This window comes from Pseudomonas sp. SO81 (genome assembly GCF_030374125.1).
Lineage (GTDB): Bacteria > Pseudomonadota > Gammaproteobacteria > Pseudomonadales > Pseudomonadaceae > Aquipseudomonas.
In genome coordinates, this window is sequence record NZ_CP126126.1 from 1,567,032 (window position 1) to 1,581,195 (window position 14,164).

Genomic DNA, 14,164 nt, shown 5'->3' on the forward strand with positions numbered 1-14,164 from the left:
ACCGCACTATGCAACGTCGCAGCCTGATCAAGGCCTTCACCCTTTCCGCTTCCATCGCCGCCATGGGCATGACCTGGACCGTACAGGCCGCCGAGACCATCAAGGTCGGCATCCTGCACTCGCTGTCCGGCACCATGGCGATCTCCGAGACCTCGCTGAAAGACATGGCGCTGATGACCATCGACGAAATCAACGCCAAGGGCGGCGTCAACGGCAAGAAGCTCGAGCCGGTGGTGGTCGACCCGGCCTCCAACTGGCCGCTGTTCGCCGAGAAGGCGCGCCAGCTGCTGACCCAGGACAAGGTCGACGTGGTCTTCGGCTGCTGGACCTCGGTATCGCGCAAATCCGTGCTGCCGGTGTTCGAAGAGCTCAACGGCCTGCTGTTCTACCCGGTGCAGTACGAAGGCGAAGAGATGTCGCCGAACGTGTTCTACACCGGCGCCGCGCCGAACCAGCAGGCCATCCCGGCCGTGGAATACCTGATGAGCGAAGACGGCGGCGCCGCCAAGCGCTACTTCCTGCTAGGCACCGACTACGTCTACCCGCGTACCACCAACAAGATCCTGCGCAGCTTCCTGCACTCCAAAGGCGTGCAGGACAAGGATATCGAAGAGGTCTACACCCCTTTCGGTCATAGCGACTATCAAACCATCGTCGCCAACATCAAGAAGTTCTCCGCCGGCGGCAAGACCGCGGTGATCTCCACCGTCAACGGCGACTCCAACGTGCCGTTCTACAAGGAACTGGCCAACCAGGGCATCGAAGCCACCGACATCCCGGTGGTGGCCTTCTCGGTCGGCGAGGAAGAACTGCGCGGCATCGACACCAAGCCGCTGGTGGGCCAGCTGGCCGCCTGGAACTACTTCCAGTCGGTGGACAACTCGGTCAACACGGCCTTCGTCGACAAGTGGAAGGCCTACGCCAAGGCCAAGAACCTGCCGAACTACCAGACCGCGGTGACCAACGACCCGATGGAAGCCACCTACGTCGGCATCAACATGTGGGCGCAAGCGGTAGAAAAAGCCGGCACCACCGATGTCGACAAGGTCCGCGAAGCCCTGGCCGGCCAGACCTTCGCCGCACCGAGCGGCTACACCCTGACCATGGACAAGACCAACCACCACCTGCACAAGCCGGTGATGATCGGCGAAGTCCAGGAAGACGGTCAGTTCTCCATCGTCTGGCAGACCGAAGGCCCGCTGCGCGCCCAGCCCTGGAGCCCCTTCATCCCCGGCAACGACAAGAAGCCGGACTACGCGGTGAAGTCCAACTAAGCAAAGCCCCTCTCCCTGGCCCTCTCCCACCCGTGGGAGAGGAACGGCCCGGTGCTGCTTGTCAGCAACGCCGGGCATTTCCCCCCTCTCCCGTTCACGGGAGAGGGGCCGGGGGAGAGGGTGTTCGTAGCCCGGAAGCATTCCGGGCCACGGCTCCACTCGAAGGACCGTTCCAACATGCCCACTGCCCTGATTCCCTTTCTGCTGTCACTGGCACTGCTGATCGTGCCGCTGACCACCCAGGCGGGCGACGCCAATGATTTCGTCGCCGCCAATCCGGCCAAGCAGGCCAAGCTCCTCGAGAGCTGGGCCGCCCACCCCGATGCCGCTCGCCAGCCGCTGCTCGATGCCCTGCAACAGGGCCGCGTCGGTGTCGATGCGAGCAAGGCCGCCTTCTATGAAGTCGATGGCAGCTGGCAAGCCGCCGAAGAAGCTGCCACTGCCGACGGCACGCCGAAGAAGCTGCGCCTGAACAACCGCCTGCGCGGCCTGCTGGCCAACGCGCAGGCCAGCCAGCAACTGCTCGCCGCAGAGCCGGCTACGCGCCTGGCCGCCGCCCAGCAGTTGCAGAAGAGCGCCAAGCCGGCGCAGCTGGAACTGCTCAACGCCCGCGTCGCCAGCGAACAGGACGACGGCGTACGCGCCGCGCTGGCCCTGGCCCTGGCCAACCTGCAGCTGGTCGACCCCGATCCGGCAATCCGCCTGAGCGCCGTGCGCCTGCTCGGCGAAAGCGGCGATCCACTGGCCCGCACCCGCCTGGAAGGCCTGCTGGCCGAAGGCGTGGAAGCCGATGCCGCGGTACGCACCGCCGCCGAAACCAGCCTGGCCCAGGTCAAGCGCCGCCTGCTGGTCGGCGAGCTGCTCGGCCAGGCCTTTAGCGGCTTGAGCCTCGGAAGCATCCTGCTGCTCGCCGCCCTCGGCCTGGCCATCACATTTGGGCTCTTGGGCGTGATCAATATGGCCCACGGCGAGATGCTGATGCTCGGGGCCTACACCACCTATATGGTGCAGCTGGGCTTCCAGCGCCTCGCCCCGGAATACCTCGCGCTCTACCCGCTGGCCGCGTTGCCGGTGGCCTTCTTCGTCACCGCCGCCATCGGCATGGCGCTGGAGCGCACGGTGATCCGCCATCTGTACGGCCGCCCGCTGGAGACCCTGCTGGCCACCTGGGGCATCAGCCTGATGCTGATCCAGGCGGTGCGGGTGATCTTCGGCGCGCAGAACGTCGAAGTGGCCAACCCGCAGTGGCTGTCCGGCGGCGTGCAGGTGCTGCCCAACCTGGTGCTGCCCTACAGCCGCATGGTGATCATCGGCTTCGCCCTGTTCGTGGTGGCGCTGACCTGGCTGCTGCTGAACAAGACCCGCCTGGGTCTCAACGTCCGTGCCGTCACCCAGAACCGCAATATGGCGGCCTGCTGTGGCGTACCCACCGGCCAGGTGGACATGCTCGCCTTCGGCCTCGGCTCCGGCATCGCCGGCCTCGGCGGCGTGGCCCTGAGCCAGATCGGCAACGTCGGCCCGGACCTGGGCCAGAGCTACATCATCGACTCCTTCCTGGTGGTGGTGCTCGGCGGCGTCGGCCAGCTGGCCGGCAGCGTGCTGGCGGCCTTCGGCTTAGGGATAGCCAACAAGCTGCTGGAGCCGCAGATTGGCGCCGTGCTCGGCAAGATCCTGATCCTCGCGTTGATCATTCTGTTTATCCAGAAACGTCCGCAAGGCCTCTTCGCTCTCAAGGGACGGGTGATCGACTGATGACTCAAGCACTCAACCCCATGCCTGTTAACAGGAGCCTGCTGGCCCGCGCCACGGCGAAACTGGGACCGCAGGCGTCCCTCGCCGTCGGCCTGCTGGTACTGGCTGTGCTGCTGGCCATGCCGCTGCTGCACCTGCTGCCAGCGGACCACGCCCTGCACGTCTCGGCCTACGGCCTGACCCTGGTCGGCAAGATCCTCTGCTACGCCATCGTCGCCCTGGCGCTGGATCTGGTGTGGGGCTACGCCGGCCTGCTGTCGCTCGGCCACGGCCTGTTCTTCGCCCTCGGCGGCTATGCCATGGGCATGTATCTCATGCGTCAAAGCGCGGGGGATGGCCTGCCTGCCTTTATGAGCTTCCTCGCCTGGAGCGAACTGCCCTGGTACTGGTACGGCACCAGCAGCTTCCTCTGGGCCCTGTGCCTGGTGGTGCTGGCGCCCGGCCTGCTGGCCCTGGTGTTCGGCTTCTTCGCCTTCCGCTCGCGGATCAAGGGCGTGTATTTCTCGATCATGACCCAGGCGCTGACCTTCGCCGGCATGCTGCTGTTCTTCCGCAACGAAACCGGTTTCGGCGGCAATAACGGCTTCACCAATTTCAGGACGATTCTGGGCTTCGATATCACCGCGCCGGGCACCCGCGCCTTCCTGTTCTTCTGCACCGTGTTGCTGCTGGTCGGCAGCCTGGCCCTGGGCTTCGCCCTGGCGCGCAGCAAGTTCGGCCGGGTGCTGACGGCGCTGCGTGACGCGGAGAACCGCCTGATGTTCTGCGGCTACGACCCGCGCGGCTACAAGCTGTTTATCTGGGTGCTCTCCGCCGTTCTGTGCGGCCTGGCCGGCGCGCTGTATGTGCCGCAGGTGGGCATCATCAACCCCAGCGAGATGTCGCCGACCAACTCCATCGAAGCAGCCATCTGGGTCGCTCTCGGCGGCCGCGGCACGCTGATCGGCCCGCTGCTTGGCGCCGGCATCGTCAACGGCATGAAGAGCTGGTTCACCGTGGCCTTCCCCGAATACTGGCTGTTCGCCCTGGGCGCCCTGTTCATCGTCATCACCCTGTTCCTACCCAACGGCGTGATCGGTCTGATCAAGAGGAAGTCATCATGATCGCTACTGCGCATTTCATCTGCGGCGTTGCGCGGTGCTCGCTCCTCGCCGTACCCGCTCGTACTGTCTCGTCGCTGTGCGCCGCGCGCCTTGCAGCTGAAATTGCTCGCGACGCGCTCCTGACGACTTCCACGGAGAAGGATCAATGAGAGCCACTCCGCTACCCGAGTTCATGCTCGAACCCGCCTTCGACCCAGCCGGCACCGGCCGCGATGCGCTCGGCCTCGGCAGCGCCGCGGCCAAGGGCCTGGATGTACGCCACGGCACCATCCTCACCCTGGAAGGCATCAACGTCAGCTTCGATGGCTTCCGCGCCATCACCGACCTCAACCTGTACATCGGCGTCGGCGAGCTGCGCTGCATCATCGGCCCCAACGGCGCCGGCAAGACCACCATGATGGACGTGATCACCGGCAAGACTCGCCCGGACAATGGCCACGCCTACTTCGGCGAAACCCTGGATCTGACCCAGATGAGCGAGGTCGAGATCGCCCAGGCCGGCATCGGCCGCAAGTTCCAGAAGCCCACGGTATTCGAGGCGCTGAGCGTCTTTGAAAATCTCGAACTGGCGCTGAAGACCGACAAGTCGGTGTGGGCCAGCCTGCGCGCTCGCCTCTCCGGCGCGCAGAAAGACCGCATCGAGGAAGTGCTCGGCACCATCCGCCTGGACGGCTCGCGGCATCGCCCAGCCGGGCTGCTGTCGCACGGCCAGAAGCAGTTCCTCGAGATCGGCATGCTGCTGGTCCAGGACCCGCAACTGCTGCTGCTCGACGAGCCGGTGGCCGGCATGACCGACGCCGAGACCGAGTTCACCGCGGAGCTGTTCAAGAGCCTCGCCGGCAAGCATTCCCTCATGGTCGTTGAGCACGATATGGGCTTCGTCGGCTCGATCGCCGACCACGTCACCGTGCTGCACCAGGGCAGCGTGCTGGCCGAGGGCTCGCTGGAAGAAGTGCAGGCCAACGAACGCGTTATCGAAGTTTATCTGGGGCGCTGAACCATGCTGCAAGTCGACAAACTCCACCAGTACTACGGCGGCAGCCATATCCTGCGCGGCCTGAGCTTCGAGGCGAAGATCGGCGAAGTCACCTGCCTGCTCGGGCGTAACGGTGTGGGCAAGACCACCCTGCTGAAATGCCTGATGGGCCTGATCCCGGCCAAGGAGGGCAGCATCAACTGGGAAGGCCAGACCATCAACGGCCACAAGCCGCACCAGCGCGTGCACGCTGGCATCGCCTATGTACCGCAGGGCAGGGAAATTTTCCCCAGGCTCACGGTCGAGGAGAACCTACTGATGGGCCTGTCCCGTTTTGGCGCCAGCGAGGCCAAGACCGTGCCCGAGTTCATCTACGAGCTGTTCCCGGTGCTGCGCGAGATGAAGCAGCGCCGTGGCGGTGACCTCTCCGGTGGCCAGCAGCAACAGCTGGCCATAGGCCGCGCCCTGGCCAGCAAGCCGCGCCTGCTGATCCTCGACGAGCCCACCGAAGGCATCCAGCCCTCGGTGATCAAGGAGATCGGCGTGGTCATCCGCAAGCTCGCCGAGCGCGGCGATATGGCCATCCTGCTGGTCGAGCAGTTCTACGACTTCGCCGCCGAGCTGGCGGACCAGTACCTGGTGATGAGCCGCGGCGAGATCGTCCAGCAGGGCCGTGGCGAAACCATGGAGGCCGACGGCGTGCGCGGGCTGGTGGCGATCTGAGGATCGCCCTCAGCCCCCGCGACTCATGCGCGCCAGGCGCTCGGACAGCGCCTGCATGGCCCTGCCCAGTTCACGCAGCGTGCCGGCATCGCGAGCGCCCTGCTCACTCGCGGCATGGATGCGCACCGCCAGCTCGTTGATCTCGTGCGCCACGTGACTCTGCTCCTGCGCGGCCACCGCAATCTGCTGCGCACGACGGACGATGTCATCGAAGCTGGAGACGGTACCGCCCAGGGTGGCCGACACGCTGCCGGCCTGCTGCACCGAAGCGTGGGTTCTTTCGACGCCGCCCTGCATCGTCGCCACTGCCTTGGCCGAGGCTTGGCGCAGCCCGCCGATCATCTCCTGGATCTCGTTGGCCGAGGCCTGGGTGCGCCCCGCCAGCGTCCGGACCTCGTCCGCCACCACGGCAAAACCACGCCCCTGCTCCCCCGCACGCGCGGCCTCGATGGCGGCATTGAGGGCCAGCAGATTGGTCTGCTCGGAGATCGACTTGATCACCTCCAGCACCGTACTGACCTTCTCGATGTCCTGTCCCAGCTGCGTGATAGCCGCCGCCGCGCCTTCGATTTCGCTGGCCAGCGCCTGAGTCGAGGCACTGTTGCTCTGCACCTCCTGCTGCCCCTGACGGGCCAGGTCCAGCGATTGACTGGCGGTCGTCGAGCAATCGGTGGTGTTGTTCGCCACCTCCTGGGCACTGGCCGACATCTGCGTGATGGCCGTGGCCAGCAGGGTATTGTCCTCGCGCTGTACTTCGGCACGCTCGGCGATGCCCGTCGACAGCTGCGCCAGTTGGGCGGCCTGCTGCTCGAGGGCGGCCGACTCCTGGGCAATGGCACCGAGCATGTTGCGCAGGGAGCCCGCATAGCGATTCACCGCCTCACGCAGCTCGCCGATTTCGTCGGCACGGCGGATATCCAGCTCACTGGCCCGGCCGCCCTGTCCCAGCGTGCGGATCTGGCCAGTGGTTTCCTCGATCTGGGCCAGCAGCCGCTTCCCCGCCAGCCAGGCGAAGCCCAGCAACAACGCCAGCAGCGGCAGCAGGAACAGCAGGATCTCGCCGGTCAGCCGATCCGCCAGATCGGTCACCTCTGCCTCCGGCGTCACCAGCCCTACCCGCCAGCCGGTAGCGTCCATCGGCTCCAGGCTGACATAGGCCGCGCCACCCAGCCGATCGTCATGCTCGATGAACAGCGTCTGCGCCTGCTCGCCATGCGCCAGGGCGTCGACAACCGGCGCGAACCAGGGCAACTCGTCCCGCAGCTTGTCCAGCGTCGGCAGACCTTCGGCGGCCTTGGCCCCGGGGAAAAACAGCAGGTTGCCGGCACGATCGACAGCGAAGGCATAGCCGCCGGTTACGCCCCCTTCGCGCTCCAGGAAGCTCGCCAGACCGTCGAGCTTGAGGTCGATGGTGGCCACCCCGGCGAATCGGCCGTCCTCATGGTAGGGCACGCTGCAGGTGGTCATGGCCACCCAGGTCACCGGGTCCTGATAGGCATCGGACCAGACACAGCGGCCGCCAGGCGCCGAGCGCGCGCTGCTGTACCAGGCCTCCGCGTGGTAGGCCGCCACGCCGTCGGCGTTGTAGTCGTCCGAATAATCCAGACCACCCTGGGCATTGCGCGCCCAGAAGAAACTGCGCCGCTCGACACCGGCGGCAAAGGCCTGCGGCTCAGGCCACAAGCCGCCCCCGGCGATGGAGGCATCGCCCTGGCTGTCGACCACATTGGGCAGCTGCGCCTTCACCAGCGCCTCGTCCTTCGGCAGGGTCTCGGCCAGGTGCGCCATGGCCGCCGTGGTCCCCTCGATCAGGCCCAGCTGCAGCGCCCACTGGCGGGTAATGGCCATGGCCGACTGCTCGGCGGATTTGGTACCGGCCTCGACCAGCTGCGGCTTGCCGCGCAAGGTCATCACCGAGAAGATCGCCAGCGCGGTCAGCACCAGCAGCAACAGGATGCCCAGCGTCATGCGCTGAACGATTCGGGTAGGGATCAGAGACATGGGCCAAGGCTCCACAAATACGCGTAGGTGGAAAGCGGGCGGCACTTCCCATGCCGTGCTGGTTCAGCCGGTGATCAGGAAGTTGCCGCTGGGTGCAGTGCCATCCAGCGTGGCAACCTCGGTCTCATCCTTGAGGCTGACCCCGGACAGCTTGCGTCGACAGGCCTCTCGCATCAGGTATAGCAGCCTGAATGCCGCCATGCCGTAGCTCAGGCCCTCCAGGCGCACGTTGGAAATGCAGTTGCGGAAGGCGTCGGTGAGGCCGACCTTCGGCGCGTAGGTGAAGTACAGGCCGAGGCTGTCCGGTGAACTCAGCCCCGGGCGCTCGCCGATCAGGATCACCACCATCTTCGCGCCGAGCAGCTCGGCCACTTCGTCGGCCACCGCCACCCGCCCCTGGCGCACCACGCAGACCGGTGCCAGCGACCAGCCGTCCTCCACCATCTGCTCGCGCAGGCGGTCGACGAAGGCCAGTGCGTGGCGCTGGATGGCCAGGGCCGACAGGCCGTCGGCGATCACGATGGCCAGATCGTAGCCTTGCGCGTGTTCTGCTCGATGGCGACGCAAGAACTCCACCGATGGCGCATCCAGGCGCCGGCCCAGGTCCGGGCGCTGCAGATAGGTGTGCCGGTCCGCCGCCGCGCTGTGCAGCAACAGCGGCCGCAGCCCGCGCTCGGCCAGGCCGCCGCGCAGTGCCTCGGTCTCCAATGGCAGGTGCACGGCATCACGCGCCTGGGCGTGGGCGAACTGGAAGTCCAGCTGCGCACCGGTCGGCAGGCTGGTGCCGGCGCGGCCCAGGGCGATGCGCGCCGGGGTCAGGCGGCGCAGTTTCTTCCAGGGATTGTCGATGGCGCCGCTCGGCGCCTTGTCGTCGTGCATGCGGGTCACCCGAGTTGTGCCAGCGCCTGGCGGAAGGCCGGCGGCAGGCTGCCGCCGAGGCGTACCCGGCCGTCGCGCTGGTGAAGAATTTCCATGCGCTCCAGCCAGGCCTCGAACTCCGGCGCCGGGCGCAGGCCGAGCAGCTGGCGGGCGTACAGTGCATCGTGGAACGAGGTGGTCTGGTAGTTGAGCATCACGTCGTCGGAACCGGGGATGCCCATGATGAAGTTGATGCCGGCCGCACCGAGCAGGGTCAGCAGGGTGTCCATGTCGTCCTGGTCGGCCTCGGCGTGGTTGGTGTAGCAGATGTCGCAGCCCATCGGCACGCCCAGCAGCTTGCCGCAGAAGTGATCTTCCAGGCCGGCGCGGATGATCTGCTTGCCGTTGTACAGGTACTCGGGGCCGATAAAGCCGACCACGGTGTTCACCAGGAACGGCTTGTAGTGGCGCGCCACCGCGTAGGCGCGCACCTCGCAGGTCTGCTGGTCGACGCCATGGTGGGCGTTGGCCGACAGCGCGCTGCCCTGGCCGGTCTCGAAATACATCAGGTTGTCGCCCAGCGTCCCGCGCTTCTGCGACAGGCCCGCCTCGTAGCCCTCCTGCAGCACCTGCAGGGTGATGCCGAAGCCGGCGTTGGCCGCCTCGGTGCCGGCGATGGACTGGAACACCAGGTCCACCGGCGCGCCACGCTCGATGGCGGCGATGGAGCTGGTGACGTGGGTCAGCACGCAGGCCTGGGTGGGGATCTCGTAGCGCTGGATGATCGCGTCGAGCATCTTCAGCAGATCGGTCAGCGCGCCCAGGCTGTCGGTGGCCGGGTTGATGCCGAACATGGCGTCGCCGTTGCCGTACAGCAGGCCGTCGAGAATGCTGGCGGCGATGCCGGACGGATCGTCGGTCGGGTGGTTGGGCTGCAGGCGCGTCGACATGCGTCCGCGCAGGCCCATGGTGTTGCGAAAACGGGTGACCACGCGAATCTTCTGCGCCACCAGGATCAGGTCCTGCACGCGCATGATCTTCGACACCGCCGCCACCATCTCCGGCGTCAGCCCCGGCGCCAGGGCACGCAGGCTGGCCTCGTCGGCGCGCTCGCCGAGCAGCCAGTCGCGGAAGCCGCCGACGGTTAGGTGGGCGACCGGGGCGAAAGCCGCCGCGTCATGCGTGTCGATGATCAGCCGGGTGATCTCGTCGTCTTCGTAGGGAATCAGTGCCTCGCTCAGGAAGTTCTTGAGCGGGATATTGGCCAACGCCATCTGTGCGGCGACACGCTCGGCATCGCTGCTGGCGGCCACGCCGGCCAGGTAGTCGCCGGAGCGCGCCGGGCTGGCCTTGGCCATCACCTCGCGCAGGCTGTCGAAGCGCCAGGTGTGCTGGCCGACGGTGTGGGCGAATGTGGCCATGAATACTCCTGAAACAAGCGCCCGCCGTCACCGGCGGGCGTATCCATTACGGTTGCAGCAGCGCGTCGGCCGGCACGGCGTCGCGCTGGGCGCCGGTCAGCAGGAAGTACACCATGCCGATGCTCATCAGGCCGAGGAACAGCAAGGCGATGGTGCCGTTGAACCAGATCATCGCGGCCAGGCACACCAGGGCCAGAACCAGGGCGATGCCCGGTACCAGCGGGTAGCCCGGCGCCTTGAAGGTGCGCTCCAGGTGCGGCTCGCTCTTACGCAGCTTGAACAGGCTGAGCATGCTCATGATGTACATGACGATGGCGCCGAACACGCTCATGGTGATCATCGCCGCGGTCAGGCTCATGCCCTGCAGGGCGATCAGGCCGTCGCTGTAGATCGCCGCGATGCCGACCAGGCCACCGGCGATGATGGCGCGGTGCGGGGTGTGGAAGCGCGACAGCTTGGCCAGGGCCGGCGGCAGGTAGCCTGCGCGGGCCAGGGCGAAGAACTGGCGGGAGTAGCCGAGGATGATGCCGTGGAAGCTGGCGACCAGGCCGAACAGGCCGATCCACACCAGCATGTGCAGCCAGCCGGAGTTCTCACCGACCACGGTTTTCATCGCCTGCGGTAGCGGGTCGTTGATGCCGGACAGGGCCTTCCAGTCACCCACGCCACCAGCCATCACCATCACGCCCAGCGCCAGGAACACCAGGGTCAGGATGCCGGCGATATAGGCCCGCGGGATGGTGCGTTTCGGATCCTTGGCTTCTTCGGCGGCCATGGCCGCGCCCTCGATGGCGAGGAAGAACCAGATGGCGAACGGAATCGCGGCGAAGATGCCGGCAATGGCCGGCATGCCGAACACGTCGCTACCGGCCCAGCCATTGAGCACGAAGTTGCTGAAGCTGAAGCCCGGTGCGACCACGCCCATGAACACCAGCAGCTCGGCGACCGCCAGCACGGTGACCACCAGCTCGAAGGTGGCGGCGATGCTGACGCCGAGGATGTTGAGGGTCATGAAGATGAGGTAGGCACCGACCGCCGCCAGTTTCGGGTCGAGCCCGGGGAACTGTACGTTGAGGTAGGCGCCGATGGCCATGGCGATGGCCGGCGGAGCGAAGACGAATTCGATCAGGGTGGCCATGCCGGCGATCATCCCGCCGGTGGGGCCGAAGGCACGACGGCTGTAGGCGAAGGGCCCGCCGGCGTGGGGTATTGCGGTGGTCAGCTCGGTGAAGCTGAAGATGAAGCAGCTGTACATCGCCGCCACCATCAGTGTGGTGACCAGGAAGCCCAGCGTGCCCGCCGCGCCCCAGCCATAGCTCCAGCCAAAATATTCCCCGGAAATCACCAGACCCACAGCGATGCCCCACAGGTGCAGGGTGCCGAGCGTCGGTTTCAGTGTCGTTGTTGTCATTGCCAATTCCTCGATGTGAGAGCCACGTCAGACGTCGATCGCTTGGCGAGGATATCCAGCCAACCCCGGCCGAGACTTGACCTTGCAAAGTCCGCGCGCAGCTGCAGAGTCAAGTCGCCACAGGCCTGCAGACCGCTCTGCGGCGGGCTTTTGCGCCACATGAGTGCATTTCGCCGCGAGCACGCCCCAAGGCGATGCAGACACCGGCCGAGATGAAAATCCGCCGGCCAGTCCAGAGCCTCTGCGCAGCGGGGCACGACTATTGCTAATCCCTGCCCATCACCCTGGCGCGCAGTCCATGTCCCTGAACATTCCTCATCCGCTGGCCATGACCGACGCCCCGAGCAATCTCGGCGTGCTGTCGGCCGCCGCCAGCGGGCTGGATCGTTTCATCGGCCTGCAGGGTGGCGACGCCGAACGGGTCTTCGGCGTGGCCGGCATCGACCCCGATCTGCTGCTGCACCCGACCCTCAGCCTGAGCCTGAGCAACTACTGCAAGGTGCTGGAGGAAGCTGCGAGCCAGTCCGGCTGCGACAACTTCGGCCTGCGCTACGGCCAGCAATTCCAGCCACGCGCCCTCGGCCTGCTCGGCTACGTCGGGCTGTGCTCGGACACGCTGGAACAGGCGCTGCGCAACTTCGCCCTGGCCTTCCCCTATCACCAGCACGACACGCTGATCCGCCTGGTGGATATCGGCGAGTGCTACCGCTTCGACTACCAGGTGCGCCACCCGGCGATCCTCGACAAGCGCCAGGACGCCGAGCTGACCATGGGCATGGCGCTGAACCTGGTGCGCCATGTGCTGGGCCCGACCTGGGCACCGCGCGCCGTGCTGTTCGAGCACGGCAAGCCGGAAGGCTGGCGCGAGCATCAGGCGGTGTTCGATGCGCCGATACTGTTCGACCAGCCGTGCAACGCCCTGCTGATCCCCAAGCGCGACATCGTCGGCCGGCTAATGCCCGAACGCGATCCGGTACTACTGATGCTGGTACAGGACGCCATCGCCCGCCTCGGCGGCCAGCAGCACCAGCAGTGCCTGGTAGACCAGGCCCGCGGCCTGGTGCGTGATGCCCTGCCGCTGGGCGAGCCGGGCCTGGAGCAGATCGCCGCCGGCCTCGGCCTGAGCGGCGCCGGTCTGCAGCGCCGTCTGCGCGAGCAGAACCTCAGTTATTCCGCGCTGATCGACCAGGTACGCCGCGAGCTGGCCCTGCACTACCTGCGCCGGCGCCTGCCGATCACCGAGCTGGCGCCACTGCTCGGCTACTCGGAAACCAGCGCCTTCTCCCGCGCCTTCCGCCGCTGGTTCGATACCAGCCCGCGGCAATGGCTGCAGGCACCCACGGCCTGAGCCCATCTATGCAGTCATTCGTCATCGCGCTATACACTGGCGCACCGTTCGCCCCGGCCGGATGCCCACGATGAACGCCCCCGTTAACCCGACCCTGTTCACCCCCGCCTGGCACGCCGAGCTGGAGCTGGCCTACGCCCGCCAGCAGGAGTGGACGCGCCCGACCCTGCGCCGCCACCTCGGTCCGCTGCGGGTGCAGAAGCACCTGCATGCCGAAGGCCCGCAGGTGTGCCAGCACATCATCGTGCATCCGCCGGCCGGCATCGCCGGTGGCGACAGCCTGAATATCAGCGCCAGCATTGGCGAACAGGCCTGGGCCCAGCTGACCAGCCCCGGCGCCGCCAAGTGGTACCGGGCCAACTGCCCGGCGCGGCAGCAGGTGGAGCTGCGCGTGGCGCCTGGTGCGACTCTGGAATGGCTGCCGCAGGAAACCATCGTCTACTCCGGTGCCCAGGCCGAGCTGAGCACCCGCATCGAACTCGCAGGCGATGCGCGCCTGTGCTACTGGGACATGGTCGCCCTCGGCCGCCCGGCGGCCGGCGAGCGCTTCGCCAACGGCCACTTCCAGTCCGCCCTGGATATCCGCCGCGACGGCCAGCCGCTGTGGCACGAACGCCAACGCGTGGTCGGCGGCGATGGCCTGCTCGACTCGCCCATCGGCCTCGATGGCCAACCGGTATTCGCCACCCTGCTGATCACCGGCGAAGTCGACGCCGAGCTGCTGGAGCGCTGCCGCGAATTGCCCTGCAGCGGTCGTGGCGACCTGACTCAATTGCCCGGCCTGGTCGTGGCCCGCTGCCTGGCCGGCGAGGCGCTGCATGCCCGCGCCTGGCTGATCGAACTCTGGCGCCTGTTGCGCCCTGCCCTGCTCGGCCGTGAGGCCGTGCCCCCGAGAATCTGGAGTACCTGATGGATCTTTCGCCCCGCGAAAAGGACAAGCTGCTGATCTTCACCGCCGGCCTGGTGGCCGAACGGCGCCTGGCCCGTGGCGTGAAGCTCAACTATCCGGAAGCCATGGCGCTGATCTCCGCCGCCCTGCTCGAAGGCGCCCGCGACGGCCGCACGGTGGCCGAGCTGATGCATTACGGCACCACCCTGCTGACCCGCGAGCAGGTGATGGAGGGCGTGCCGGAGATGATTCCGGAGATCCAGATCGAAGCCACCTTCCCCGACGGCACCAAGCTTGTAACCGTCCACCAACCGATCGCCTGAGGAAATCGTCCAATGTCTACTGCGCTTGCCCACGCTGCGTTGCAAGCCGGCTCGGATTGCTCATTGACAGACGTCAACTGCGCAT

At 66.8% G+C, this 14,164-nt stretch carries 13 protein-coding genes and 1 pseudogene; 9 read left to right on the forward strand and 5 right to left on the reverse strand.

Features of this window, described 5'->3' with window-relative positions; translation table 11 throughout:
* Nucleotides 1-8 precede the first annotated feature (8 nt).
* The 6 genes from urtA (at nt 9) to urtE (ending at nt 5,828) form a co-directional block, all read left to right on the forward strand.
* On the forward strand, nt 9-1,274 hold the full coding sequence (gene urtA, locus OH686_RS07515; RefSeq protein WP_289537386.1) for an urea ABC transporter substrate-binding protein: 1,266 nt from the start codon (nt 9-11) through the stop codon (nt 1,272-1,274).
* Between the two features lie 177 nt (nt 1,275-1,451).
* Nucleotides 1,452-3,026, forward strand: a complete 1,575-nt coding sequence (urtB, locus tag OH686_RS07520) for an urea ABC transporter permease subunit UrtB (RefSeq protein ID WP_289537389.1) — start codon at nt 1,452-1,454, stop codon at nt 3,024-3,026.
* A complete protein-coding gene (gene urtC / locus OH686_RS07525) occupies nt 3,026-4,129 on the forward strand; it encodes an urea ABC transporter permease subunit UrtC (protein ID WP_502942778.1) in 1,104 nt (367 codons plus the stop codon). The genes urtB and urtC overlap by 1 nt, the downstream gene beginning before the upstream one ends.
* Nucleotides 4,126-4,278 (forward strand): hypothetical protein, encoded by a 153-nt coding sequence (locus tag OH686_RS07530; RefSeq protein WP_289537392.1) that lies wholly within the window; start codon nt 4,126-4,128, stop codon nt 4,276-4,278. Before urtC ends, OH686_RS07530 begins: the two co-directional genes overlap by 4 nt.
* Nucleotides 4,275-5,126, forward strand: coding sequence for an urea ABC transporter ATP-binding protein UrtD (gene urtD, locus OH686_RS07535; RefSeq protein ID WP_289537395.1), 852 nt, complete (start codon nt 4,275-4,277; stop codon nt 5,124-5,126). Before OH686_RS07530 ends, urtD begins: the two co-directional genes overlap by 4 nt.
* Before the next feature lie 3 nt (nt 5,127-5,129).
* Nucleotides 5,130-5,828 (forward strand): urea ABC transporter ATP-binding subunit UrtE, encoded by a 699-nt coding sequence (gene urtE / locus OH686_RS07540; RefSeq protein WP_043307117.1) that lies wholly within the window; start codon nt 5,130-5,132, stop codon nt 5,826-5,828.
* 9 nt (nt 5,829-5,837) lie between these two features.
* Here urtE and OH686_RS23355 read toward each other — a convergent pair whose 3' ends face one another.
* The 5 genes and pseudogenes from OH686_RS23355 to eat all read right to left on the reverse strand — a co-directional run bounded on the left by OH686_RS23355 (nt 5,838) and on the right by eat (nt 11,519).
* Nucleotides 5,838-6,965 (reverse strand): methyl-accepting chemotaxis protein, encoded by a 1,128-nt coding sequence (locus OH686_RS23355; protein WP_502942803.1) that lies wholly within the window; start codon nt 6,963-6,965, stop codon nt 5,838-5,840.
* A gap of 258 nt (nt 6,966-7,223) precedes the next feature.
* Nucleotides 7,224-7,829: pseudogene (locus OH686_RS23360) on the reverse strand (cache domain-containing protein); the annotation flags it as partial.
* Nucleotides 7,830-7,892: 63 nt separating this feature from the next.
* Nucleotides 7,893-8,708 carry an ethanolamine ammonia-lyase subunit EutC gene (gene eutC / locus OH686_RS07550; RefSeq protein WP_289537404.1) on the reverse strand — a complete coding sequence of 272 codons (816 nt, stop codon included), beginning with the start codon at nt 8,706-8,708 and terminating at the stop codon, nt 7,893-7,895.
* Between the two features lie 5 nt (nt 8,709-8,713).
* Complete coding sequence (locus OH686_RS07555; protein WP_289537406.1) at nt 8,714-10,108, reverse strand: ethanolamine ammonia-lyase subunit EutB; 1,395 nt, start codon at nt 10,106-10,108, stop codon at nt 8,714-8,716.
* A 46-nt stretch (nt 10,109-10,154) separates the two neighbouring features.
* Nucleotides 10,155-11,519, reverse strand: coding sequence for an ethanolamine permease (gene eat / locus OH686_RS07560; RefSeq protein ID WP_289537408.1), 1,365 nt, complete (start codon nt 11,517-11,519; stop codon nt 10,155-10,157).
* A 298-nt stretch (nt 11,520-11,817) separates the two neighbouring features.
* On the opposite strand from eat, the gene qhpR reads away from it, so the two are divergent.
* The 3 genes from qhpR (at nt 11,818) to ureA (ending at nt 14,079) form a co-directional block, all read left to right on the forward strand.
* Nucleotides 11,818-12,867, forward strand: coding sequence for an AraC-like transcriptional regulator QhpR (qhpR, locus tag OH686_RS07565; protein ID WP_289537410.1), 1,050 nt, complete (start codon nt 11,818-11,820; stop codon nt 12,865-12,867).
* A 70-nt stretch (nt 12,868-12,937) separates the two neighbouring features.
* Nucleotides 12,938-13,777, forward strand: coding sequence for an urease accessory protein UreD (locus OH686_RS07570; RefSeq protein ID WP_289537412.1), 840 nt, complete (start codon nt 12,938-12,940; stop codon nt 13,775-13,777).
* Nucleotides 13,777-14,079, forward strand: coding sequence for an urease subunit gamma (gene ureA / locus OH686_RS07575; RefSeq protein WP_137974103.1), 303 nt, complete (start codon nt 13,777-13,779; stop codon nt 14,077-14,079). The genes OH686_RS07570 and ureA overlap by 1 nt, the downstream gene beginning before the upstream one ends.
* Nucleotides 14,080-14,164 lie beyond the last annotated feature (85 nt).